Below are 21,936 nucleotides of genomic sequence, written 5' to 3' on the forward strand. Positions count from 1 at the left end.
GATGAGGGACTTTCTTCAGAAGTAAAGTTAGTCCCGAAATATCCCCCCTGGTTCGCGTGCCTGTCAACCCTCGGACACGCGAAAGGACCCCCGCCGGTGGCAGGGGTCCTCCGTGAAACGGCGCGTCAGGCGGACGCGGCGTCCTTCTCCCGGTTGCGCAGCGCCCGGCTGACGCCGTCGGCGCCCTCCAGGATCAGCCGCCGCAGCGCCTGCGGCGGCTGCTCGGCCTCCAGGTAGTCCTGCGCGGCCCGCACCGTCTCCGGCTCGATGAGCAGCGCGGGGAAGCACCCCACCGCGAACGTCGACGCCTGGTCGAACGTCCACTCCCGGTAGATCCGCCCCACCTCGGCGAAGTACTTCTCCCGGTACGGCGCCAGCAGCTCGGTGTGGTGCGGGTCCTGGAACCCGGAGATCGTCGTACGGGCGATGTGGTTGGCCAGCTTGCCGCCCACGACCCGCTCCCAGGCGGCGGCCTTGGCCTCGGCCGTCGGGATCGCGGCCCGGCACTGCGCCGCCGACCGCTCACCCGTGGCAGTAGGGTCCCGCTCGAGCTCGGCGTCGATGTCGGCCTCGCCCAGCCGGCCGCCGGCGACCAGCGCGTGCACGAGCGACCAGCGCAGGTCGGCGTCCACGCTCAGGCCCTCGGGCACCTCGGAGCCGTCGAGGATGCGCTGCAGCAGGTCGAGGTCCGCGTCGGAGGTGGCCACCGGCGCGAACGCCTGCAGGAACGCGAGCTGGTGGTCGGAGCCCCCCGCGGCCTGGCCGAGCTGCTTGCGCAGCTCCGCGGCCAGCAGCGCCAGGCCCTCGGCCTGCCAGGCCGGGTCGGCGTACTGCTGGACGGCCATGCGCGCCTGGCGCAGCACCGCCTGCAGGACCGTGATGTCCTTGAGCGTGCCGGCGCCCGAGACGACCAGCCTGACGTAGTCACGCGTGGCCATCTCGCCGTCACGGGTCATGTCCCAGGCCGCCGACCAGCACAGGGCGCGCGGCAGCGACTCGGTGAACGCCGCGATGCCGCCGTCGACCAGCGTCCGCATCGAGCGGTCGTCGAGGCGGATCTTGGCGTAGGTGAGGTCGTCGTCGTTGAGCAGCACCAGGTCCGGCTGCTCCTCGCCGACCAGCTGGGCCACGCTCGTACGGGGGCCGACCACGTCCAGCTCGACCCGCTTGGTCCGCTTCAGCTCGCCGTCCACCAGCGAGTAGAGGCCGACCGCGACCCGGTGCGAACGCAGCGTCGGGTGCTCCGCGGGCGCCTCCTGCAGCACCTCGAAGCCGGTGAACCGCCCGTCGGACACCTCGAACTCCGGGCGCAGCGTGTTGACCCAGGACGTCTCCAGCCACTCCTTCGACCAGGACGAAAGGTCGCGGCCCGAGGTCCGCTCCAGGGCGCTGAGCAGGTCCTTCAGCTCGGTGTTGCCCCAGGCGTGCTCGGCGAAGTAGTCGCGTACGCCGGCCAGGAAGTTGTCCAGGCCGACGTAGGCCACGAGCTGCTTGAGCACCGAGGCGCCCTTGGCGTACGTGATGCCGTCGAAGTTGACCTCGACCGCCTGCATGTCCGGGATGTCCGCGGCGATGGGGTGGGTCGAGGGGAGCTGGTCCTGGCGGTAGGCCCAGGCCTTCTCCACGTTCGCGAACGTGGTCCACGCGCCCTTGCCCCACCTGGTGGCCTCGGCCTGGGCCAGGACGGACATGTAGGTGGCGAACGACTCGTTCAGCCACAGGTCGTCCCACCAGCGCATGGTGACCAGGTCGCCGAACCACATGTGCGCCATCTCGTGCAGGATCGTCTCGGCGCGCCGCTCGACCACCGCGTCGGTGACCCGGGAGCGGAAGACGTAGTCCTCCAGGAACGTCACGCAGCCCGCGTTCTCCATGGCCCCGGCGTTGAACTCGGGCACGAAGCACTGGTCGTACTTCCCGAACGGGTAGCGGACCCCGAACACCTTGTGGAAGAAGTCGAAGCCCTGCCGGGTGACCTCGAGGATGTTGTCGGCGTCGAGGTGCTCGGCCAGCGAGGCCCGGCAGTAGATCCCCAGCGGGATGCCGTCGTGCTCCGAGGTCACCTTGTGGTACGGCCCTGCCACCAGCGCGGTGATGTACGTCGAGATGGCCGCCGTGGGCGGGAACTCCCACCGCCTGGCCGGGGCCACCGCCCCGTGCCTGCCGCCCTGCTCCGGCAGCTCCTCGACCGCCGAGGCGGCCGCGTTGGAGACGACCTCCCAGTCGGCCGGGGCCAGCACGGTGAGCTGGAAGGTGGCCTTGAGGTCGGGCTGGTCGAAACAGGCGTACATGCGGTGCGCGTCGGCCGTCTCGAACTGGCTGTGCAGGTAGACCTTCTTGTCCACCGGGTCGACGAAGCGGTGCAGGCCCTCGCCGGTGCGCATGTAGCTGCAGTCGGCGTCCACGCGCAGCTCGTTGGCCGCGGCCAGCGACGGGAGCGGGAAGCGGCCCTTCTCCTCGTCGTAGGCGGACACGTCGAGGTCCTCGCCGTTGAGCGTCACCTTGCGCACGTGGGCGCCGTGCAGGTCGATGAAGGTGGACGCGCCCGGCCGGGCGCTGGTGAAACGGACTGTGGTGACGCTCTCGAAGCGCTCCTCTCCCTCGGTCAGGTCGAGTGCGACCTCGTACGACTCGACCTTCATCAACCGGGCGCGCTCACGAGCCTCGTCCCGGGTCAGATTGCCTGCCAAGTTGCGCTCCTTTTCACCACTTCATCGAACTTTGTCCGTATCGTGCCACGCTGGGAATAGGACCCGATCCACCTCAGGTTACGGGTCCACATGAGCGAAAAGATTCCCGTGGATCTGTGGTTCGATCCTGCCTGTCCCTTCGCATGGGTCACGTCACGATGGCTTCTCGAAGTTGAGAAGGTCCGTCCCATCGAGCCTCGCTGGCGCATCATGTCCCTCTACGTGCTCAACGTGGACAAGGACATCCCGGATGAGTACCGCAAGTCGACCGAGCGGGCCAGGGGCACTGTCCGGGTCGTCGCCGCCGCGGCCGCCAAGCACGGCGAGCAGATCCTCGGCCCGCTCTACACCGAGCTCGGCACCCGCCTGCACAACCAGGGCCTGGGTAGGGAGCCGGAGCGCCTGCGCGAGGTCATCGAGAGCGCGCTCGAGGCCACGGGGCTCGAGAAGGAGCTCATCGAGGCCGTCGACTCCGACGAATGGGACGAGGCCATCCGCACCTCCCACAACGAGGGCATCGACCTCGTCGGCCAGGAGGTCGGCACCCCGGTCATCCGGGTCGGCGCCAACGCCTTCTTCGGACCGGTGATCACCAAGATCATCAGGGGTGAGGACGCGGGCCGGCTCTGGGACGGCGTGCTCGCCGTCACGTCCTTCGAGGATTTCTTCGAGCTGAAGCGCAGTCGGACCAGGCGCCCCGAATTCGACTAACTCTCTCATTTTACAGGGGTCAATCATCGTACGCTGGCGGAAGAACGCTGCTTGCGGTGTAGAAGACTTATCCCTGCATCAGGACAAGCCTCTCACCGCCACCTGAGCTCCTGACAGGATGGTGGCTATGCGTCAGCTGTACATCGGCGGCTCCTGGACCGCTTCTGCGTCGGACGAGCCGATCGACGTCGTCAACCCGGCCACGGAAGAGATCATCGACCGCGTGCCCGCGGGATCTCCCGACGACGTCGAGTCGGCCGCGGGCGCCGCTCGAAAGGCCTTCCCCGGCTGGTCCGAAACGGCCGCCTCGGAGCGCGGCAAGCTGCTCGGCGACGCCGCCGAGCTGCTGAAGCAGCGCTCCGAGGAGATCGCCAAGACGATCGCCACCGACATGGGCGCACCGCTGGGCTTCGCGCGCAGGGTGCAGACGCTCATGCCGGCGACCGTGCTGTCCTCCTACGCGCAGCTCGCCGAGACCCACCCCCGCGAGTCGCGCGTCGGCAACTCGATGGTGGTCAAGGAGCCCATCGGGGTGGTCGCCGCGATCACGCCGTGGAACTATCCGCTGCACCAGATCATCTGCAAGGTGGCCCCCGCGCTGGCCGCCGGCTGCACCGTGGTGCTCAAGCCGAGCGAGGTGGCGCCGCTGGCGGCGTACGCGCTGGCGGAGATCTTCGCCGAGGTGGGCCTGCCGCCGGGCGTGTTCAACCTGGTCAGCGGGCGCGGCCCGGTCGTCGGCGAGGCCATGGCCGCCCACCCCGAGGTGGACATGGTCTCCTTCACCGGCTCGACCGCCGCCGGGCGCAGGGTGGCCGCGCTCGCCGCCGAGTCCGTCAAGCGGGTCGCGCTCGAGCTCGGGGGCAAGTCGGCGAACATCATCCTCCCCGACGCCGATCTGGCGCTGGCCGTCAAGGTCGGCGTCGCCAACTGCTTCGTCAACGCCGGCCAGACCTGCTCGGCGTGGACCCGCATGATCGTCCACCGCGACCAGTACGACGAGGCCGTCCGCCTGGCCGTCGAGGCGGCGCGCGGTTACACCGTCGGCGATCCCTTCGACGAGTCCACCAAGATCGGCCCGCTGGTCTCCGCCACCCAGCGCGACCGCGTGGTCCGCTACATCAACCGGGGCCAGGAGGAAGGCGCCCGGCTGGTGGCCGGCGGCACCGAGCGGCCCTTCGATCGGGGCTACTACGTGGAGCCCACCGTGTTCGCGGCGGTGGAGCCGGGGATGACGATCGAGCAGGAGGAGATCTTCGGCCCGGTGCTGTCGCTGATCCCGTACACGAGCGAGGACAAGGCCGTCGCGATCGCCAACGACACGAAATACGGCCTGGCCGGAGCGGTCTGGGCGGCCACCGAGGACCGCGCGATCGCCGTCGCCCGGCGGCTGCGCACGGGGCAGGTGGCCATCAACGGCGGCCGCTTCAACCCGCTGGCGCCTTTCGGCGGCTACAAGCAGTCGGGGGTGGGGCGGGAGCTGGGGGAGCAGGGCCTGGAGGAATACCTCGAGACCAAGGCGATGCAGCTGTAACGCCGTGCCGGCGGCTCCGTCGGCCCATCGGGTCGTGGGGCTGCCCACGGCCCGCGGCCCGACGAACGCCCCGGCGACCCTGCACTTCCGCCCGGCCAACCACACCGCCGTGAAGGCGCGCTCCGAGAGCCGCGCCGGGTGTGGCATCCATGAGGGGCGCCGCCCCCCGGTTGCGTGGGTGAGGGGCGGCGCCGACGGGAAGAGAGGTGGGTCAGACCAGCAGGCCGCCCGTGGCGTTGAGGTTCTGGCCGGTGATCCAGCGCGAGTCGGGCCCCGCCAGGAAGGCGACCACGGAGGCGATGTCGCCGGGCTGCCCGAGCCGTCCCAGCGCCGTCATCGCCGCCGTCTGCTCCAGCGCCTCCGGCGGGTTGGTCCCCCGTAGCATGTCCGTGTCGGTGGCGCCGGACGAGACCACGTTGACGGTGATCCCGCGCCCGCCCAGCTCCCGCGCCGCCACCTTGGCGAACTGCTCGACGGCCCCCTTGCTGCCGCAGTAGAGCGTCAGAGCGGGAGCGGGCACCTGCGTGTTGAGCGTGGAGATGTTGATGATGCGCCCGCCGTCGCGCATCACCCGCGCGGCCCACTGCATGGCCAGGTAGACCGACCGGGTGTTGACCGCGAACACCCGCTCGTACTCCTCATCCGTGATCTCCGCCATGGGCTTCTGCCCGAGCACGGCGGCGGCGTTGTTGACCAGGATGTCGAGCCCGGGCAGCCGCGACCCGGCCTCGTCGAACAGCCGCGCCAGATCCTCCTTGCTGCCCAGATCGGCCTGTACGGCGTGCGCGCCCGTCTCCTTGGCGACCTGCTCCGCGGCCTCGGTCGAGCGCTCGTAGCAGAAGACGACCTCTGCCCCGTCGGCGGTCAGCCGCTCCACGATGGCCTTGCCGATTCCCCTGGATCCTCCTGTGACCAACGCGCCTTTCCCGGAAAGTATGCTCATGCGCCCAACCTATGCTCGGAGCATGATCTTGCGGGCTTCGTTTCGCGGCAGGCGATCGACGTACAGCTTGCCGTCGAGGTGCTCGGTCTCGTGCTGGAAGCAGCGCGCGAGCGAGCCGCGGGCCTTGATCCGTACCGGACGCTGGAGCCTGTCGATCCCCTCGACGGTCACGCCCGCGGCCCGCGCCACCGGGGCGTAGATCGGCAGCCGCGTCTGCCGGTCGGGCACGGACAGGCAGCCCTCCTCGTCCGTCACCTCCTCCGGGTCGTCGACGGTCAGCACCGGGTTGAGCACGTGACCCTTGCGCCCGGCGATGTCGTACACGAACAGCCGGCGCGACACGCCGATCTGCGGGCCGGCCAGGCCCACGCCGTTGACCGCGTACATCGCCTGGAACATCTCGTCGATCAGCCGGCGCAGCTCGCGGTCGAAATCCGTCACGGGATCGGCGGGCGTGCGCAGGACCGGATCGCCGATGACACGGATCTCACGCATGGACATCTACTTTCGTAAGGACTGGACAACGGTAGAGGTCCTTACTCTAGCCAGCGAGGCTCATTCGCGGGGGCTGTGGAAGACTGGGCGGGTGCGTGTCTACATCGGTGCCGACCATGCCGGCTATGAGCTCAAGAACCACCTCGTGTCCTGGCTGAAAGACCACGGTCACGAGGTCACCGACTGCGGTCCCTTCGTCTACGACGCCGAGGACGACTATCCCGCGTTCGTGCTGCGCGCGGCCGAGGGCGTCGCGGGCGACCCCGGCAGCCTGGGGGTGGTCATCGGAGGCTCGGGCAACGGCGAGCAGATCGCCGCCAACAAGGTACGCGGCATCCGCGCCGCGCTGGCCTGGAGTGAGGAGACGGCCGGCCTGGCCCGCGAGCACAACAACGCCAACGTGGTCAGCCTCGGCGCGCGCATGCACTCCACGGAGGACGCCACCAGGTTCGTGGAAGTCTTCCTGACCACGGTGTTCACCGGCAGCGAGCGCCACAGCAGGCGCATCGCGCAACTGACCACGTACGAGACGATCGGTCAGCTGCCCTCGCTGCCCTAGCCCTTGCGCTTGACGTCGCGTTTGGGCATCTCGTCGCGCAGAGGCCGCCGGTCGGCGGCCTCCTGCTGCTCCTTCGACGGTTTCGACACGTCGCGGGCACGCATGGCGATGGTCGCGGTGATCTGCAGGCTCTGCAATGCCATGCCTTCGACCTTACGCCAGGCTCATCAGAAGACGAGGCCGCACCACGGTTTCGGGCTCCACGACATCGCGGTGGCCAGCGCGCGTACCGAGCCGCTTGAGTGCTCGCGCAGCAGGCCCGCCTCCAGCGACTCCACGAGCAGGCCGTCGCCCATGTAGGCCGAGCCCAGCGCGGCCACCGGCAGCGTCATGTCCGGCTCGTCCTCGACCGGCTTGCACTCGGCGCCGGTCGGGTCGGCGGTGAGCCGCCAGCGCCCGGCGTTCCACGGGCACACGTCGTCCTCGACCTCGATCACCACGTCCACCGCTGCCGAGTAGGCGCGCGAGGTGAGTGCCTTGTCGACCTCGACCACGCGTACCCACAGCTCGTCCGCCCAGGTCGCGCGGAGCTGGCGCTGGTCGGCGATCAGCGCGATCAGCGGGTCGTCCACCGGCCTGCCGCCCGCCTCGATCTTGGAGACGAGGTCGCGGTCGAGGATGTTGCGCCAGAGCAGGGCGTAGGCCGCCGGGTCGGTCGCCTCCAGTTCCTGCAGCTTCAGCTCCCCGTCGGGGATGCCGTTGGCGTCCCAGGACCCCTTGATCCGGAACAGCGCATAGCCGCGCACGCCGTCGTCGTCCTCGGCGAGCACCGAGCGCAGCGGCCCGTTGCCGCGCTGGTCGAACTCCTCGTCGGCCAGCACCGCGTCCCAGTTGTGCGACTGGCGGTCATAGCGACCCGGGCGGCGGGTCGCGACGGAGGCGAACACCTGCTCCAGGTCGGCGCGGACGTCGGCGGGCGTGGCCACCCTGAGCCTGAGCGACGGGTCCACGGGGGCGTTCCCGACGAACGCGGAGCCGGCCTTGTTGATGCGGAACGACAGCTCGTGCGAGGCCCTGCCGTATCCGTACCGGCCGTAGATGGCCGCCTCGGAGGCATAGAGCGCGGCGACGCTCTCGCCGCGCTCGCGGATGTCGGCGAGTTGCCTGCGCATCAGCGCGGACAGGATGCCGCGGCGGCGGTGCGAGGGGAGCACGCTGACGCTCGTCACGCCCGCGACGGGGAGCCGGCCGCCGGGGACGGTCATGGTGAGGCTCAGGACGGCGGTGGTGCCCGCGATGACATCGCCGTCAAAGGCAGCCAGCGTGCGATCGAACTCGGTCTCCGCCTTGAACCGTTCCCGTTGCTGGGGGTGCGGAGTCCAGCCGAACGCTTCTTCGAGGACCGGGAAATAGACCGGCCACTCGGACTCGTCAATCGGACGGATCGGATACGTCATCTGTCCACGGTAGGAGCGGGCAAAGGGGGACGGCCACCCAATATACGTGCTTAATGATCAAGGCCTTGGTCAAGTGGGCTGCCCAAACACGGGTCAGACCGATACAGTCAGGCCCATCATGAGTACCCGTCCGGCGCCGCTGATCCCGCCACGGGTCCGCGCGGTCTTGGTGCGGGTGCCGTTTCTGGTGGCTGCCGTGCGGTTCGTCCGGCGTGGCCCGCTGGCCCGCGACCGCAACCTGCTCGTCGCGCTGACCACGCTCGCGCTCGTCATCGGGTTCCTGGCGGCGAAGGTTTCGACCGAATTCTTCTCGCCGTCGTTGCTCATCCTGGTCACCCTGATCGGCGGGCTCCAGCTCCGGCTGCGCAGCCTGGTCAAACTGCTGGTGGGGGTCGGAGCCGCGCTCGGCTACATCGCGATCACGCTGGGCGTGGGCCGCGTCGGGCTGGGGCTCATGGTGACGATCGGGTTCACCACTGTGCTGGCCGTGCTGATGGCGCGCACCAGGGGCACGCTGGGTGTCCAGGGGCTGCGCGGCGACGCGATGCTGCTGGAGCTGCGCGACCGGCTCAGGAGCCAGGGCGAGCTGCCCGCGCTGCCGAAAGACTGGGGCGGCAAGGTCGTGCTCAAGCAGGCGGGCGGGTCCTCGTTCGGCGGTGACTTCCTGGTCTCCATGCGCGACGGCAACTCCGTGGAGATCGCGCTGGTCGACGTGTCGGGCAAGGGGGTCGACGCGGGCACCAGGGCGCTGCTGCTGTCGGGCACGTTCGGCGGGCTGCTCGGCTCGGTCGAGGACTTCCTGCCCGCGTGCAACACCTACCTGCACCGGCAGCGGGGCGACGAGGGCTTCGTGACCGCGGTGCACGTACGCCTCGACCTCGAGACCGGCGACTACACGATCACCTCGGCCGGTCATCCGCCGGTGGTGAAGTTCGACGCGGGCACCGGAAACTGGCAGGTGGCCACGGCCAAGGGCGTCGTGCTCGGCGTCGTCCCCGACCTGCACTGCGAGCCCGACAGCGGCACCCTGCGCAAGGGTGACGCGCTGCTGCTCTACACCGACGGACTGATCGAGCAGCCGGGCCGCGACATCGACGCCGGGCTCGACCGGCTGCTCGGGGAGGCGGAGCGGCTGCTGCCGTCCGGTTTCCGCGACGGCGCCAGAGCCCTGGTCAACGCCATGTCCTCGGGCCACAACGACGACTGCGCGCTGGTGCTGATCTGGCGGCCCTAGATCGGTGACGTTTCACACGGGGCGGTCGTGATCGTGCTCACTGGCGGCGTCCTCGCGCTGCTGAGATCCTCTAGGGGTTCGGGCCCGGGGGAGCGGCGCGGCTCCGCCGGACCCGTCTCAGATCCACCCGGAGTCGCTCGCGATGCGTACGGCGTCGAGACGGTTGCGGGCGCCCGTCTTGCACATGATCCGCGACAGATGGTTACGCACAGTGCCCACCGACAGGAAGAGCTGGTCGGCGATCTCCGTGGAACGCGCGCCGCCCGCGGCGATCCGCAGCACGTCGAGCTCCCGGCGGGTCAGCGGGTTCGTCGCGCATTGGAGCGCGGCCACGGCCAGCTCCGCCTCGATGGCCCGGCCGCCCTCCGCGACCTGGCGCACTCCCTCGGCGAGGCGCTCCGGCCCCACGCACAGGCTCATGAACCCCAGCGCGGGCCCCGCCAGCGCCTTGCGCACCTGCCCGGGGTTGGGGCGGGCCGACAGCATCAGCACCCCGCAGCGCGGCGCCAGCTCGGCGAGCTGGACGGCCACCGGCAGCCCCGGCAGGTCGAGGTCGACGACCGCCACGTCGGGCCCGTGCGCCAGCGCCGCCCGCACCGCCGCCTCGGGGCAGCCGACCTCGGCGACGACGCGCAGATCAGGCTCGGCCTCCAGGGTGGCGAGCAGTCCGCGGCGGACCAAGGGCAGGTGCTCGGCGATCAGAATCTGAATCAAGACGACCCCCTCCATCGTCACCCAGAGTGATTGTTTGATAGCGGACTGTCAATCCTCTCTAAATGGCACGCAAGCCGTGGAGCGGGGGTTGTTCGACTACCCTGGGGCTGTCGGACGGTTCGTCCACCCCTGTCGTCGGCTACGGAGCGCGCATAGATGAACTGGCTCTACATCGTGGGGATCATCCTCTTTCTCCTCGGGCTGATGTTCTCCATCGCGTTGCACGAGATAGGACATCTCGTGCCGGCCAAGATCTTTGGCGTCAAGGTGACCCAGTACATGGTCGGCTTCGGCTCGACCGCCTGGTCACGGCGCAAGGGCGAGACCGAGTACGGCATCAAGTGGATCCCGTTCGGCGGCTACATCCGCATGATCGGCATGCTGCCGCCGCGCCCCGGTGACGACCCGACCAAGCTCAGGAGCGCCTCGACCGGGCCGTTCCAGGGCCTCATCGACTCCGCGCGCGAAGCGGCGCAGGAGGAGGTGCTCCCCGGCGACGAGGACCGGGTCTTCTACCGGAAGAAGTGGTGGCAGAAGGTCATCATCATGTCCGGCGGCCCGGCGATGAACTTCGTGCTCGCGTTCGTCTTCTTCAGCGTCCTGCTGGTCGGCATCGGCCTGCCCGCCTTGGCCCCGATCGTGTCGCCCGGAACCGAAACGTGCGTGATCCCGATCTCGGAGCACCGCAACACGTGCAAGCCCACCGACAAGCCCAGCCCGGCCGCCCAGGCGGGCATGAAGGCCGGCGACCGCATGGTCTCCCTCGACGGCCAGAAGATCGCCTCCTGGGATGACGCCACCCGCCTGATCCGCTCCCACGGCGCCGGCCCGGTCGCGCTCGGCATCGTCCGCGACGGCAAGCCCATGACCCTCAACGTCACGCTCATCGCCCAGGACCGGCCCAACCCGCAGGACCCGAAGAAGATCGACAAGAACGTGGGCTATCTCGGCGTCCGGCCCACGGAGGTCATGCAGCAGCAGAGCATCGGCCAGGTCCCCGGCTACATGGGCGGGCTGATGGGCCGGGTGGCGGGCTCGATCGTCAACCTGCCGCAGAAGATGGTCGGCGTCTGGCAGGCGGCCTTCTCGGGCGAGGAACGCGACCCCGAGGGTCCGGTGGGCGTGGTCGGCGCGGGCCGCTTGGGCGGCGAGATCCTCGCCTCCGACCTGTCCAACACGAACAAGGTCGCCTTCTTCGTCAACCTGCTGGCCGGGTTCAACCTGGCGATCGGCATGTTCAACCTCATCCCGCTGCTGCCGCTCGACGGCGGCCACATCGCCGGCGGGCTGTGGGAGGGCATCAAGCGGGCCTACGCCAAGGTCATGCGGCGGCCGGAGCCGGCCTACGTGGACATCGCCAAGGTGCTGCCGCTGACGTACGTGATCGCGTTCGCCATGATGATCATGGCTGGCCTGCTGGTCTACGCCGACCTGGTCAACCCGCTCACGCTGACCGGCTGACGCCCCCGCCATGGACGCCCTGGAACGGCTGCGCGCCCTCTGCCTCGCGCTGCCGGAGGTCACCGAACGGCCCAGCCACGGGGAGCCGACCTGGTTCGTCCGTGGAAAGAAGACGTTCGTGATGTTCGCCGACCACCACCACGACGACCGGCTCGCCTTCTGGTGCGCCGCGCCTCCCGGGACGCAGGGGGAGCTCGTGGCCGAGGACCCGGACCGCTTCTTCCGCCCGCCGTACGTGGGGCACCGGGGGTGGCTGGGGGTCTACCTGGACGTGGAGGTGGACTGGACGGAGGTCGCGGAGATCGTCGCCGACGCCTACCGCCAGATCGCCCCGAAGTCGCTGATCGCCCGCATGCCCTGACCGGCGTGAAACGCCGAAGGCCATCTCCGTGGTGGAGGTGGCCCACACCCCTCGTTCCGCTGGGCATGAAGGACACCGGCTTCCACGTGCCCGCCGACAAGATCGACCGGCTACGTACCCGATCCGCAGCCAGGAAAGTTCATCGTATGGGACGGGGCCAAGGGGGGACGCTACAGCCAACCTCGGGAGTTCCGGTCGGCCGCCAATGATGTGGTCTCCACCGTCGACGACTACCACGCCTACTTCCGGATGCTGCTCAATGGCGGGATGCACGGCAGCGAACGGATCCTGTCCCGGCCCGCCGTCCAGCTGATGACCGGCAACTGCCTCACGCCCGCGCAGGAAGCCGCCCGAACCGCCCTGGCCGGCAACAACGTCCGTGTGTCGTTCGGCCAAGGGCAGCAGGGTGGCTGGGGTTTCGGGATGGCGATGCGCACCTACCGTGGCGACTACGCGCCCATCGGCCGGTTCGGCTGGGACGGCGGAACGGGCACCACCGTCTACGCCGACCCGGCCAACCAGCTCACCGGAGTCCTGCTCACCCAGGTCGGGCTGTCAGTCCCGGATCCGGCGCGGGTAGCTTCATGAGAGCGATCATGCCCGTACGTCTCGAAGCCGGGCTGACGGCGGCTGGCCGGCCTTCACCTCCGAGGAGGTTCGAGCGCGCTATGGCCGCCGGGCGGGCAAGGAGCCGCTGATCTACGGCCACTTGGCATCGCGTGCACCTGCCTGGCGCCCGCCTGCGGCTCTCGGCGGGAGTGTGTCCCGGGGCCGTGGAGCGGGTCTTCGGCACTTCGTGGGAGCGACAGTCAAGCAGAAGGCCCGCTCCACATCGGAGAGGGCCTTCTGAGCTGGTCGGGGCGACAGGATTTGAACCTGCGACTTCTTGCTCCCAAAGCAAGCGCGCTGCCAAGCTGCGCCACGCCCCGCTTAGCCGAGTGCGCATGCGCTCCGGGACTCCGGTACGCTTACGCCCTAACGACCGGATGAAGTCTAGACCAGAGTTCGACCGGTTCGCGCGGACGTAGCTCAATGGTAGAGCCCTAGTCTTCCAAACTAGCTACGCGGGTTCGATTCCCGTCGTCCGCTCCAAAGGCGAAAGGCCAGGTCAGCCCCATGAGGCGACCTGGCCTTCGTGATCTGGACTACTTCTTCTTGATCTTCCGTGCCCGTCGTCTTTTTCCCGTGCTCCTTCCGTGCCCCCTTCAGCGCCTTGCCGAGCGCCTGCGCGATGGCCTGGTCACGATCCTGCGTCGCGTGCTGGTAGATCAGCGCCGCTCGCGTGGAGGAGCGCCCCATACGGGTCATCAGCTCGCCGGCTCGCTTTTGCCCCAGGCAGACATAGCAGTAGAGGGTCATCTTGCCGCGCCGCCCCACAGCTGCGGCCCTCACGATCGCCACTGCATGGCCGGCCGGCGTACGTGCGTGAGGGCGATCGACGATTCGGAAACGTGGCTGATCGCCGTGCCGGTGAGAGGGGGGCACAAGGAGCGAGCCGCGGACCGCGAGGCGGCGACGGTGCGGCCGGACCTCGGGCACACGGAGGCTCCCCGTCCTGCCAGGTCGGCCGGTCTTCGATGGGGTCCACGCGAAGGGCATCGCCACGGACTCGCCGTACCTGGACGGTCCGGGGACCTTCGAACTGCCGGCGTCCGTGCGAGACACCCTGGCCGACGTGGACGACGGCTGGATGTGCAGGTGAAGATCTGAAGCCGTCCCGCCCTTCGCGTCTGTGCCTATCCTTGGGGGATGGTGCCAGAAAGGATCTTCGGAGCTGCGACGCGGCACGACGGCGATCCTGATCGGGTGGCCGTGCTGCTTCCCGGAAGGGGCTACGTGCCCGCCCGTCCCCTCCTCCACTTCGCCGGCGCGGTCCTCAGGCGGCACGGCTGGTCCGTGCGGGAGGTCTGGTGGCAGTCGCCGGCGACCCAGGACGCGGGGGAGCTGGCCGGCTGGGTCATGGAGCAGGCCAGGCAGGCCCTCGACGGTGAGCGGGCCGAGCGCCTGCTCCTGGTCGGCAAGTCGCTCGGCACGTTCGCCGCGCCGCTGGCCGCCGAGCGGGGGCTGCCCGCGATCTGGCTCACCCCGCTACTCAGGCATGAGGCCGTTGTCGAGGCGCTACGCCGCGCCGGGGCGCCCACGCTGCTGGTGGGCGGGAGCGCCGACAAGCTCTGGGACGGGGAGGCCGCGCGTGGGCTGGGCCACCCGTACCTGGAGGTCCCCGGCGCCGATCACGGCTTGGAGGCCTTCGAGGACCCGGTCCGATCGGTCGAGATCCTCAGGGACGTGACCGCGGAGATGGACCGGTTCGTGGCGGGCCTGCGATCGTAGGCATGCGCGCACGAGCGATCTCCCGTGATGGCCTCGTCGAGGAGCTGGCCGAACGGGTCGCCGGACGGCCGGGGTGGGTGCGGATGGCCGTGGACGGGGCCGCGGCGGCGCGTCCCGGGACACTGGCGGACGAGCTCGTCGCCCCGCTCCGGTTGCGCGGGCGGCCCGTGCTGCGCGTGTCGGCGGACGACTTCCTGCGGCCCGCGTCCCTGCGGCTGGAGCACGGCAGGACCGATCCGGACGCCTTCTACGAGGACTGGCTCGACGTCAAGGCGCTCCGGAGGGAAGTGCTGGAGCCCTTGGACGAGGGCGGCTCGGGGCGGGTGCTGCCGCGGCTCTGGGACAGCCGCGTCGACCGGGCGTACCGGGTGCCGTACGAGGAGCTGCCCCCGGGCGGCGTGCTGATCGTGGACGGGACGCTGCTGCTGGGACGGGGGCTGGCGTTCGAGGTGAGCGTGCACGTGTGGCTGTCGGCGGGGGCGCTGGAGCGCGGGACTCCTGAGGACGAGCGGTGGCGGCTGCCCGCGTACGAGCGCTACGAGCGTGAGGCCCGCCCCCAGCGGGCGGCCGACGTCGTGGTCAGGGCCGATCATCCCCGCAGACTCGCCGTCATGACCCGCGACGCGTGATGCTGGAACACGGAACGTGAGCGGCGCAGACTGGGGCGATGATCCCCAGTCACTGGTACAACATCGTTCCCGACCTGCCCGCCCCGCCTCCGCCGCCGCTGCACCCGGCGACGCGCGAGCCCGTGGGGCCCGACGACCTGGCGCCGCTCTTCCCGATGGAGCTGATCGGCCAGGAGGTGAGCGGTGAGCGGTTCGTCCCGATCCCGCAAGAGGTGCTCGACGTCTACCGGCTCTGGCGGCCGACGCCGCTGATCCGGGCGCGCCGGCTCGAGAAGGCCCTCGATACGCCGGCCAGGATCTACTACAAGTACGAGGGGGTCTCGCCCGCCGGGTCGCACAAGGCGAACACGGCCGTACCCCAGGCGTACTACAACGCCCGCGAAGGCGTGCGGCTGCTGACCACCGAGACGGGCGCCGGGCAGTGGGGGTCGGCCCTGGCGTTCGCCTGCTCCCAGTTCGACCTCGAATGCCAGATCTGGATGGTGCGCGCCTCGTACGACCAGAAGCCGTACCGCCGCTCTCTCATGCAGGTGTACGGCGCCACCGTCCACGCCAGCCCGTCACCCATCACCGGCTCGGGCAGCAAGGTGCTGGCGGACGACCCGGACTCGCCCGGCAGCCTGGGCATCGCGATCAGCGAGGCCGTCGAGGTGGCCGCCGCCACGCCCGACGCCCGGTACGCGCTCGGCTCGGTACTCAACCACGTGCTCCTGCACCAGACCGTGATCGGCGAGGAGGCACTGGAACAGCTGCCCGAGATGCCGGACCTGGTCATCGGCTGCACCGGCGGCGGTTCGAACTTCGCCGGCCTCACCTTCCCGTTCCTGCGCGAGAAGCTGGCCGGGCGGATACGGACCGTGTTCAGGGCGGTCGAGCCGGCCGCCTGCCCGTCGTTCACGCGCGGCGTGTACGCCTACGACTTCGGCGACACCGCGGGCCTCACGCCGCTGCTCAAGATGCACACGCTGGGGCACGCGTTCATCCCCGACCCGATCCACGCGGGCGGCCTGCGCTACCACGGCATGTCGCCGCTGCTGTCGCACATGTACGAGCTGGGCCTGTTCGAGGCGGTCACCCGCGCCCAGAGCGAGTGTTTCGAGGCGGGTGTCCGCTTTGCCAGGACCGAGGGCATCGTGCCCGCCCCGGAGCCCACGCACGCGCTCGCGGAGACGATCGCCGAGGCCCTGCGGTGCAAGGAGAGCGGCGAGGAGAAGGTGATCCTGACCGCGCTCTGCGGCCACGGCCACTTCGACCTGAGCGCGTACGACCGCTACCTGGCCGGGCACCTGGAGGACTACACGCTGCCGCAGGACCGCATCGAGCAGGCCCTGACCGAGCTGCCGGGCTGAAAGCGGGGTGGCCGCCGAAAGAGGCGGCCACCCGGTCAGCGCGCCGTGGGGCGCTTGCCGTGGTTCGCCTTCTTCTTCTTGCGTGCCTTGCCCTTGCGTGAGCGCCTGGCCATAAGCTCGCCTCCGGTGATCGGGCCAATGATCGGCTACGCCACGAGCCTCCCCGCCCGTGCTGACCAGCGCAAGCGCAGCACGCGAACTAACATTCCCCAACAATTCCGTGTCATAATTTGGTGGAATCTGTTGGAAGGAGCGGGCGTGCTCGCACAGCAGCGTCAGCAGACGATCCTCGAACGCGTGCGCAGCAACGGCGGCGTCCGGGTCGCGGACCTGGTCCGCGAGCTGGGCGTATCCGACATGACCATCCGTCGGGACCTCGAGGTGCTGGCCGAGCGCGGGTTGCTGGAGAAGGTGCACGGCGGCGCCACCGCCCTCGGCCCCGGCTCCACCGAGGAGCCGGGCTTCACCGCCAAGTCGGCCCGCCAGCAGCAGGAGAAGGAGGCCATCGCGCGCCGCGCGGCCGGCCTCGTCCGCCCGGGCACGGCCGTGGCGCTCTCGGCGGGCACCACCACGTGGGCGCTGGCCCGCCACCTGATCGCCGTCCCCGAGCTGACAGTGATCACCAATTCGATCCCCGTCGCCGAGGTCTTCCACCGCAACCCGCGTTCCGACCGCACGGTCGTGCTGACCGGCGGCGTGCGCACGCCGTCCGACGCGCTGGTGGGCCCGGTGGCCGTGGCCGCGATCCGCCGCCTGCACGTGGACACGCTGTTCCTCGGCGTGCACGGGATGAGCGTGCGGGCCGGGTTCACCACCCCCAACCTGCTGGAATCGGAGACCGACAGGGAGCTGGTGGCGGCCGCCAACCGGCTGGTCATCCCCGCCGACCACACGAAGTGGAACACGGTCGGCATCAGCACCATCGCCGAGCTGACCGAGGCCGACGTGGTCGTCAGCGACGCGGGGCTGCCTGAGGACGCACGCATGGAGCTGGCCGAACGGGCCGGAGAACTGATCATCGCGGAGGGCTCGTGAAGCGCACCATCACCCATCTGGCCGACGGCCGTGAGCTGATCTACTTCGATCAGCGGGACGACGCCGACCGGAGCGCGATCGACCGGCGGGTGCTCGACCCCCGGCCGGTGGCCTCCGAGCTGCGCTACGACCCGCTGACCGAGGAGTGGATCGCGATGGCGGGGCACCGGCAGACGCGCACGTTCCAGCCGACCGGCTCGGCGAGCGAGTGCCCGCTGTGCCCGTCGTCGGACACGCGCTCGTCGGAGATCCCGGCGTACGACTACGACGTGGTGGTGTTCGAGAACCGATTCCCCTCCTTCTCCACCAATTTCGGGACTTATACAGACGTGGGGGGCCTGAGTGAGGTCCGGCCGGGAGTGGGGCGGTGCGAGGTGGTCTGCTTCACCTCTGAGCATTCGTCGTCGTTCTCCCAGCTCTCCGACGGCCAGGTGGAGCTGGTCATGGAGGCGTGGGCCGACCGGACGGCCGAGCTGTCCGGGATCGAGGGCGTGGAGCAGGTGTTCTGCTTCGAGAACCGGGGCGAGGAGATCGGCATCACGCTGGCCCACCCGCACGGCCAGATCTACGCCTACCCGTACGTCACGCCCAGGACCAGGCTCCAGCTCGCCGCCGCCAGGCGCTACTCGAAGGGGAACCTGTTCGCCGACGTGCTGGCCGCCGAGCGGGCCGCGGGGACGCGCGTGGTGGCCTCCAACGAGTTGTGGACGGCGTTCGTGCCGGCCGCCGCGCGGTGGCCGTACGAGGTGCACATCTACCCGCACCGGCAGGTGCCCGATCTGGCGGCGCTGACGGAGGAGGAGCGGTCGGCGTTCGCGCCCCTGTACACCTCGGTGCTGCGGGCCTTCGACGACCTGTTCGGCGTGGTGATGCCGTACATCTCGGCCTGGCACCAGGCGCCCGTGCGGCAGGACCGCGAGCTCGGCTACCTGCACCTGGAGCTGTTCAGCATCAGGCGGGCGCCGGGCAAGCTCAAGTACCTGGCCGGGTCGGAGTCCGCCATGGGGGCGTTCGTGAACGACGTGCTGCCGGAGGAGGCCGCGCGGATGCTTCGATCACAGGTAGATCACTATTAGATTTCTAATGGGGGTCGCGTTACTCGTGATCTACCACTAACATCCCTTTTGTGCCTGGCCGTAACAGCAGGCACACGCCTAATCCCGGGCGAGTCGCCCGGGAGCCGGGGACCCATCCGCACCTGGGGTGAATCCACTTCGGTGGTAGGGCACGCAGCTCCCAGCCCGAACCCGTCAGCTAACCCGGCCGGCAGAGGGAGAGGAACATCCACGTGGCGGCTCCGTCCCCCGCGACTCTTGCCATCGGCCTCGTCGCCGCCGCAGCCGTCGCCCTCCTGCCGGCGACCGCGGCCTCGGCGGCCCCCAAGCCGTCGGAGGCCGAGCTCCGCGCCCAGCTCAAGCAGCTCAACAGCAAGATCGACAAGCTCATCGAGAAGTACAACCTCAAGCGCGTCGAGCTGGCCAAGGCGCAGGCCGCCGCCAAGGCGGCCAAGGAGCGGCTGGCGGCCGCGGAGACGACGCTGGCCGCCGCCGAGCAGCGGGTCGGCGACCTCGCCAGGATGCGCTACCAGAACCACGACCCGTCGCTGCCCTCCGTCCTGATGGTCCAGAACGGCGGCGGCGCCGCCCTGCTCGAACAGCTGACGGCCGAGCAGCAGGCCCTCGTCCAGGGGGTGGCCAAGGCCCGCGACGACAAGAAGAAGGCCTCCGACGAGGCCGCCGCGCTGGCCACCCAGATCGGCGTGGACGCCAAGGACGTGACCGAACAGCGTTCCGAGGCCGAGGACATCATCGACGACATCAAGAAGAAGCTCCAGGACCTCGTGCCGCTCGGTCCCGGCCGCAAGTCCGACGGGAGCTGGGCACCGGAACTGCCCTCGGGCTCGGACAACATCACGGCCCGTACGCGGCTGATGAAGGCGGAGCTGGGCAAGAACTTCAAGCTGCCGTACACGGTGGGCTGCTTCCGCTCGGGCTCCAGCGGCGAGCACCCGCTCGGGCGGGCCTGCGACTTCATGATGAGCACCGGCGGGACGATGCCCGCGGCCATCAACAACGCCCTGGGCGACCGCATCGCGGACTGGGCGCTCAAGAACAAGGGCAAGCTCGGCGTCAAGTACGTGATCTGGAAGCAGCGCATCAACATGGGCTCGGGCTGGCGGGCCATGTCGGACCGCGGCAGCGTCACCGAGAACCACTACGACCACGTCCACATCTCGATGTACTGAGCTGGATAAGGTCGGACATCATGACTGACACCCGAATCCCGCCCGCTCTCACCGGCGACGAGCGGACCACGCTGAACAACTGGCTCGAATGGCACCGCGGCACCCTCGCCGTCAAGTGCGCGGGCCTGTCGGACGATCAGCTGCGCCTGCGCTCCGTCTCACCCTCGACCATGTCCCTGCTCGGCCTGGTCCGGCACCTGGCGAACGTCGAACGATCCTGGTTCCGCCGCGTGCTGAACGGCGAGGACCTCCCCAAGCTGTGGGACAAGGACCGCGACAACGACGCCGACTTCAAGGAAGTGGACGCCGCCTCGGTCAAGGAGGCCTTCGCCACGTGGGAAGAGGAGGTCGAGCGCGCCCGCGCCATCTCGGACGCCAGGCCGCTGGACGCCGTCGGTGACCACAGAGGCCAGGAATGCACCCATCGCTGGATCCTCATCCACATGATCGAGGAGTACGCGCGGCACAACGGTCACGCGGATCTGCTGCGCGAGCGCATCGACGGGGTGACCGGAGAGTGACCGGGGCCGATCAGGGCTCGGTGCGGAACAGCGCCCACACGGCCTTGCCGCCGCGGGCCAGCGGGTCCCAGCCCCAGCACTGGCTGTAGGTCTCGACGATGTAGAGGCCGCGCCCGTTCTCCGAGATGAAGTCCGGCTCCTTGGGGCGCGGCACCTCGTCGCTGGGGTCGGCCACCGCCAGCAGCACGTGCGGCTGTACGCGCATCAGCAAGAGCTCGATCTCCCGCCGTCCCGCCGCGTACATCGCGTAGCGCACCGCGTTGGTCACGAGCTCCGACACCACCAGCGCGGCGTCGTCGCTGAGTTCGTGCAGGCCCCAGCCCCTCAGGGTCGAGCGGGTCACGTCCCTGGCCGTCTTCACGGAGTCGGCCTGAAAGGGCAACGGGCACGAGGTCGTGTACGGCTTGCCGCCCATCAGCAGGTGGTCGAAGCCCACGTCACGGGTGATTTGCAATGCATCGGCAGTGGCCAGAGGATCCTCCACCATGCTGCCGATACCTCCCCGTTCAGTCCGACTTAGTGCATGTTTGGCCCAATATGCACTAAGCCATCATGGGTCACGATCGCTGCACCTGCAAGACCCAAATGCACGTGCACTTGCATTGTGCAGTAGCAAGCGGCGTTTTGGGGCATAACTCTGCTAATCGGACACGGGGTTGAGACCTTGTCATACCCGGCAATGTGGTGTCACTGTGTGTGCGGACCTTGATAGGAGGCAAAGTGACGCAGAACCAGCCGGGTTCCGGACCGACGGCGCTGCGCATCCTCCTGGGCTCCCAGCTGCGCAAGCTCAGGGAAGCGAAGAACGTCACTCGTGAGGAGGCGGGCCATCTCATCCGTGGCTCCGAATCCAAGATCAGCCGCATGGAGCTGGGCCGAGTGGGGTTCAAAGAACGGGACGTGGCGGACCTGCTGACCCTCTACGGGGTCATCGACAAGCAGGCCCGCTCCGCCGTACTCGACCTGGTCGCCACCGCCAACGAGCCTGGTTGGTGGCACCGGTTCAACGATGTCCTGCCCACGTGGTTCCAGGCGTACGTCGGCCTTGAAGAGGCCGCCGCCAGGATCAGGACCTACGAAGTCCAGTTCGTGCCAGGACTGCTGCAGACCAAGGAGTACGCAAGGGCCGTCGTGACCGCCGGATCGGCGGGAATCGGGGCCGAGGAGATCTCCAGAAGAGTGGATCTCCGGCTGGAGCGCCAGCGGATGTTCGACAGGCCGGACGGGCCAGTGTTCTGGGCCGTGATCGACGAGGCCGCCCTACGACGCCCCATCGGCGGCGTCGAGGTGATGCGGGCCCAGATCGAGCACCTCATCGACCTGATGCGCCAGCCCAAAATCACTATTCAGATCATGCCGTTCAGCTTCGGCGGGCACAGCGCGGAAGGCGGGGCGTTCAGCGTCCTGCGCTTCCCCGACACCGATCTGCCCGACGTCGTGTACGTCGAGCAGTTGGCGAGCGCGCTCTACCTCGACAAGCGTGAAGACGTGGACCGATACACCGAGGTGATGGAGCGCCTCTGCGCCGTGAGCACCACTCCGGACGAGACGGTCGAGCTGTTGCGGACGATCGCGGACGAGTTCTGACGGACGGTAACGGATGATCGCGGGCGACTTGTGACGGCGCGGACGTCGTTGTTGGGTACGCATCTGCCCTAGACTGGCCATCGGCGTTGGATCCCGCCGTAGCGGAGCATGCCCAACACCGCACATGTGGGCGCGGCGCGTGT

The 21,936-nt window shown here is 69.4% G+C and carries 23 protein-coding genes, 2 tRNA genes and 1 riboswitch; of the genes, 16 read left to right on the forward strand and 9 right to left on the reverse strand.

What is annotated here, in order from left to right; all coding sequences use genetic code 11:
- Window positions 1–125: 125 nt before the first annotated feature.
- Entirely contained in the window at window positions 126–2,690 is a 2,565-nt protein-coding gene (pepN, locus tag ABZX61_RS34040) for an aminopeptidase N (protein ID WP_355200202.1), read from the reverse strand.
- Between the two features lie 210 nt (window positions 2,691–2,900).
- On the opposite strand from pepN, the gene ABZX61_RS34045 reads away from it, so the two are divergent.
- Complete coding sequence (locus tag ABZX61_RS34045) at window positions 2,901–3,401, forward strand: disulfide bond formation protein DsbA (RefSeq protein ID WP_355200203.1); 501 nt, start codon at window positions 2,901–2,903, stop codon at window positions 3,399–3,401.
- Between the two features lie 127 nt (window positions 3,402–3,528).
- Window positions 3,529–4,932: an aldehyde dehydrogenase family protein gene (locus ABZX61_RS34050; RefSeq protein ID WP_355200204.1), complete on the forward strand. Its 1,404-nt coding sequence runs from the start codon at window positions 3,529–3,531 to the stop codon at window positions 4,930–4,932.
- Window positions 4,933–5,143: 211 nt separating this feature from the next.
- Here ABZX61_RS34050 and ABZX61_RS34055 read toward each other — a convergent pair whose 3' ends face one another.
- Together ABZX61_RS34055 and def are read right to left on the reverse strand one after the other, a co-directional pair.
- A complete protein-coding gene (locus tag ABZX61_RS34055; protein ID WP_355200205.1) occupies window positions 5,144–5,875 on the reverse strand; it encodes an SDR family oxidoreductase in 732 nt (243 codons plus the stop codon).
- A gap of 9 nt (window positions 5,876–5,884) precedes the next feature.
- The gene (gene def / locus ABZX61_RS34060) at window positions 5,885–6,370 is read right to left on the reverse strand and encodes a peptide deformylase (protein WP_192786922.1); all 486 of its coding nucleotides are present in this window, start codon (window positions 6,368–6,370) and stop codon (window positions 5,885–5,887) included.
- A 91-nt stretch (window positions 6,371–6,461) separates the two neighbouring features.
- Here def and ABZX61_RS34065 point away from each other — a divergent pair, with 91 nt between their 5' ends.
- Window positions 6,462–6,929 (forward strand): ribose-5-phosphate isomerase, encoded by a 468-nt coding sequence (locus ABZX61_RS34065; protein WP_350731504.1) that lies wholly within the window; start codon window positions 6,462–6,464, stop codon window positions 6,927–6,929.
- On the opposite strand, the gene ABZX61_RS34070 is transcribed toward ABZX61_RS34065, so the two are convergent.
- The gene (locus ABZX61_RS34070; protein ID WP_350731502.1) at window positions 6,926–7,072 is read right to left on the reverse strand and encodes a hypothetical protein; all 147 of its coding nucleotides are present in this window, start codon (window positions 7,070–7,072) and stop codon (window positions 6,926–6,928) included. The genes ABZX61_RS34065 and ABZX61_RS34070 overlap by 4 nt on opposite strands.
- A 24-nt stretch (window positions 7,073–7,096) precedes the next feature.
- Window positions 7,097–8,326 (reverse strand): GNAT family N-acetyltransferase, encoded by a 1,230-nt coding sequence (locus ABZX61_RS34075; protein ID WP_350731501.1) that lies wholly within the window; start codon window positions 8,324–8,326, stop codon window positions 7,097–7,099.
- A gap of 118 nt (window positions 8,327–8,444) precedes the next feature.
- On the opposite strand from ABZX61_RS34075, the gene ABZX61_RS34080 reads away from it, so the two are divergent.
- Window positions 8,445–9,560, forward strand: coding sequence for a PP2C family protein-serine/threonine phosphatase (locus ABZX61_RS34080; RefSeq protein WP_355200206.1), 1,116 nt, complete (start codon window positions 8,445–8,447; stop codon window positions 9,558–9,560).
- 117 nt (window positions 9,561–9,677) lie between these two features.
- Here ABZX61_RS34080 and ABZX61_RS34085 read toward each other — a convergent pair whose 3' ends face one another.
- A complete protein-coding gene (locus ABZX61_RS34085) occupies window positions 9,678–10,274 on the reverse strand; it encodes a response regulator transcription factor (RefSeq protein WP_355200207.1) in 597 nt (198 codons plus the stop codon).
- A gap of 156 nt (window positions 10,275–10,430) precedes the next feature.
- Here ABZX61_RS34085 and ABZX61_RS34090 point away from each other — a divergent pair, with 156 nt between their 5' ends.
- From ABZX61_RS34090 to ABZX61_RS34100, 3 genes are all read left to right on the forward strand, one after another.
- Window positions 10,431–11,735 (forward strand): M50 family metallopeptidase, encoded by a 1,305-nt coding sequence (locus tag ABZX61_RS34090; RefSeq protein ID WP_355200208.1) that lies wholly within the window; start codon window positions 10,431–10,433, stop codon window positions 11,733–11,735.
- Window positions 11,736–11,745: 10 nt separating this feature from the next.
- Complete coding sequence (locus tag ABZX61_RS34095) at window positions 11,746–12,096, forward strand: MmcQ/YjbR family DNA-binding protein (protein ID WP_355200209.1); 351 nt, start codon at window positions 11,746–11,748, stop codon at window positions 12,094–12,096.
- Window positions 12,097–12,237: 141 nt separating this feature from the next.
- Entirely contained in the window at window positions 12,238–12,684 is a 447-nt protein-coding gene (locus tag ABZX61_RS34100) for a serine hydrolase (RefSeq protein WP_355200227.1), read from the forward strand.
- A gap of 264 nt (window positions 12,685–12,948) precedes the next feature.
- Here ABZX61_RS34100 and ABZX61_RS34105 read toward each other — a convergent pair.
- A tRNA-Pro gene (locus tag ABZX61_RS34105) sits at window positions 12,949–13,025 on the reverse strand.
- Between the two features lie 89 nt (window positions 13,026–13,114).
- Here ABZX61_RS34105 and ABZX61_RS34110 point away from each other — a divergent pair.
- Window positions 13,115–13,188, forward strand: a tRNA-Gly gene (locus ABZX61_RS34110).
- Here the strand turns inward: ABZX61_RS34110 and ABZX61_RS34115 are convergent.
- On the reverse strand, window positions 13,153–13,488 hold the full coding sequence (locus ABZX61_RS34115) for a hypothetical protein (protein ID WP_355200210.1): 336 nt from the start codon (window positions 13,486–13,488) through the stop codon (window positions 13,153–13,155). The genes ABZX61_RS34110 and ABZX61_RS34115 overlap by 36 nt on opposite strands.
- A 357-nt stretch (window positions 13,489–13,845) precedes the next feature.
- Here ABZX61_RS34115 and ABZX61_RS34120 point away from each other — a divergent pair, with 357 nt between their 5' ends.
- From ABZX61_RS34120 to ABZX61_RS34150, 7 genes are all read left to right on the forward strand, one after another.
- Window positions 13,846–14,427 carry a hypothetical protein gene (locus tag ABZX61_RS34120; protein ID WP_355200211.1) on the forward strand — a complete coding sequence of 194 codons (582 nt, stop codon included), beginning with the start codon at window positions 13,846–13,848 and terminating at the stop codon, window positions 14,425–14,427.
- Window positions 14,428–14,429: 2 nt separating this feature from the next.
- Window positions 14,430–15,056 (forward strand): uridine kinase, encoded by a 627-nt coding sequence (locus ABZX61_RS34125; protein ID WP_355200212.1) that lies wholly within the window; start codon window positions 14,430–14,432, stop codon window positions 15,054–15,056.
- A gap of 38 nt (window positions 15,057–15,094) precedes the next feature.
- Complete coding sequence (locus ABZX61_RS34130; protein ID WP_355200213.1) at window positions 15,095–16,405, forward strand: TrpB-like pyridoxal phosphate-dependent enzyme; 1,311 nt, start codon at window positions 15,095–15,097, stop codon at window positions 16,403–16,405.
- Between the two features lie 258 nt (window positions 16,406–16,663).
- A complete protein-coding gene (locus ABZX61_RS34135; RefSeq protein WP_350731483.1) occupies window positions 16,664–17,440 on the forward strand; it encodes a DeoR/GlpR family DNA-binding transcription regulator in 777 nt (258 codons plus the stop codon).
- Window positions 17,437–18,516, forward strand: a complete 1,080-nt coding sequence (galT, locus tag ABZX61_RS34140; RefSeq protein ID WP_355200214.1) for a galactose-1-phosphate uridylyltransferase — start codon at window positions 17,437–17,439, stop codon at window positions 18,514–18,516. The genes ABZX61_RS34135 and galT overlap by 4 nt, the downstream gene beginning before the upstream one ends.
- A gap of 65 nt (window positions 18,517–18,581) precedes the next feature.
- Window positions 18,582–18,723: riboswitch (cyclic di-AMP (ydaO/yuaA leader) on the forward strand.
- 5 nt (window positions 18,724–18,728) lie between these two features.
- A complete protein-coding gene (locus ABZX61_RS34145; protein ID WP_355200215.1) occupies window positions 18,729–19,685 on the forward strand; it encodes a hypothetical protein in 957 nt (318 codons plus the stop codon).
- A gap of 20 nt (window positions 19,686–19,705) precedes the next feature.
- Window positions 19,706–20,206, forward strand: coding sequence for a DinB family protein (locus ABZX61_RS34150; RefSeq protein WP_355200216.1), 501 nt, complete (start codon window positions 19,706–19,708; stop codon window positions 20,204–20,206).
- A 10-nt stretch (window positions 20,207–20,216) separates the two neighbouring features.
- Here ABZX61_RS34150 and ABZX61_RS34155 read toward each other — a convergent pair whose 3' ends face one another.
- Entirely contained in the window at window positions 20,217–20,693 is a 477-nt protein-coding gene (locus ABZX61_RS34155; protein WP_350731475.1) for an ATP-binding protein, read from the reverse strand.
- Window positions 20,694–20,926: 233 nt separating this feature from the next.
- On the opposite strand from ABZX61_RS34155, the gene ABZX61_RS34160 reads away from it, so the two are divergent.
- Complete coding sequence (locus tag ABZX61_RS34160; RefSeq protein WP_350731473.1) at window positions 20,927–21,793, forward strand: helix-turn-helix transcriptional regulator; 867 nt, start codon at window positions 20,927–20,929, stop codon at window positions 21,791–21,793.
- Window positions 21,794–21,936: the final 143 nt, after the last annotated feature.

Source organism: Nonomuraea sp. NPDC003709 (assembly GCF_040610775.1).
GTDB lineage: Bacteria > Actinomycetota > Actinomycetes > Streptosporangiales > Streptosporangiaceae > Nonomuraea > Nonomuraea angiospora_A.

What these genes read in the sequence shown, in the direction of transcription:
- ABZX61_RS34090 (WP_355200208.1), top strand. Translation starts at nt 10,431, where the DNA reads ATGAACTGGCTCTACATCGTGGGGATCATCCTCTTTCTCCTCGGGCTG.
- ABZX61_RS34070 (WP_350731502.1), bottom strand. Translation starts at nt 7,072, where the DNA reads ATGGCATTGCAGAGCCTGCAGATCACCGCGACCATCGCCATGCGTGCC.
- def (WP_192786922.1), bottom strand. Translation starts at nt 6,370, where the DNA reads ATGCGTGAGATCCGTGTCATCGGCGATCCGGTCCTGCGCACGCCCGCC.
- ABZX61_RS34055 (WP_355200205.1), bottom strand. Translation starts at nt 5,875, where the DNA reads ATGAGCATACTTTCCGGGAAAGGCGCGTTGGTCACAGGAGGATCCAGG.
- ABZX61_RS34050 (WP_355200204.1), top strand. Translation starts at nt 3,529, where the DNA reads ATGCGTCAGCTGTACATCGGCGGCTCCTGGACCGCTTCTGCGTCGGAC.
- ABZX61_RS34125 (WP_355200212.1), top strand. Translation starts at nt 14,430, where the DNA reads ATGCGCGCACGAGCGATCTCCCGTGATGGCCTCGTCGAGGAGCTGGCC.
- ABZX61_RS34080 (WP_355200206.1), top strand. Translation starts at nt 8,445, where the DNA reads ATGAGTACCCGTCCGGCGCCGCTGATCCCGCCACGGGTCCGCGCGGTC.
- ABZX61_RS34130 (WP_355200213.1), top strand. Translation starts at nt 15,095, where the DNA reads ATGATCCCCAGTCACTGGTACAACATCGTTCCCGACCTGCCCGCCCCG.
- ABZX61_RS34150 (WP_355200216.1), top strand. Translation starts at nt 19,706, where the DNA reads ATGACTGACACCCGAATCCCGCCCGCTCTCACCGGCGACGAGCGGACC.
- ABZX61_RS34045 (WP_355200203.1), top strand. Translation starts at nt 2,901, where the DNA reads ATGTCCCTCTACGTGCTCAACGTGGACAAGGACATCCCGGATGAGTAC.
- ABZX61_RS34075 (WP_350731501.1), bottom strand. Translation starts at nt 8,326, where the DNA reads ATGACGTATCCGATCCGTCCGATTGACGAGTCCGAGTGGCCGGTCTAT.
- ABZX61_RS34120 (WP_355200211.1), top strand. Translation starts at nt 13,846, where the DNA reads ATGGTGCCAGAAAGGATCTTCGGAGCTGCGACGCGGCACGACGGCGAT.
- ABZX61_RS34155 (WP_350731475.1), bottom strand. Translation starts at nt 20,693, where the DNA reads ATGGTGGAGGATCCTCTGGCCACTGCCGATGCATTGCAAATCACCCGT.
- ABZX61_RS34095 (WP_355200209.1), top strand. Translation starts at nt 11,746, where the DNA reads ATGGACGCCCTGGAACGGCTGCGCGCCCTCTGCCTCGCGCTGCCGGAG.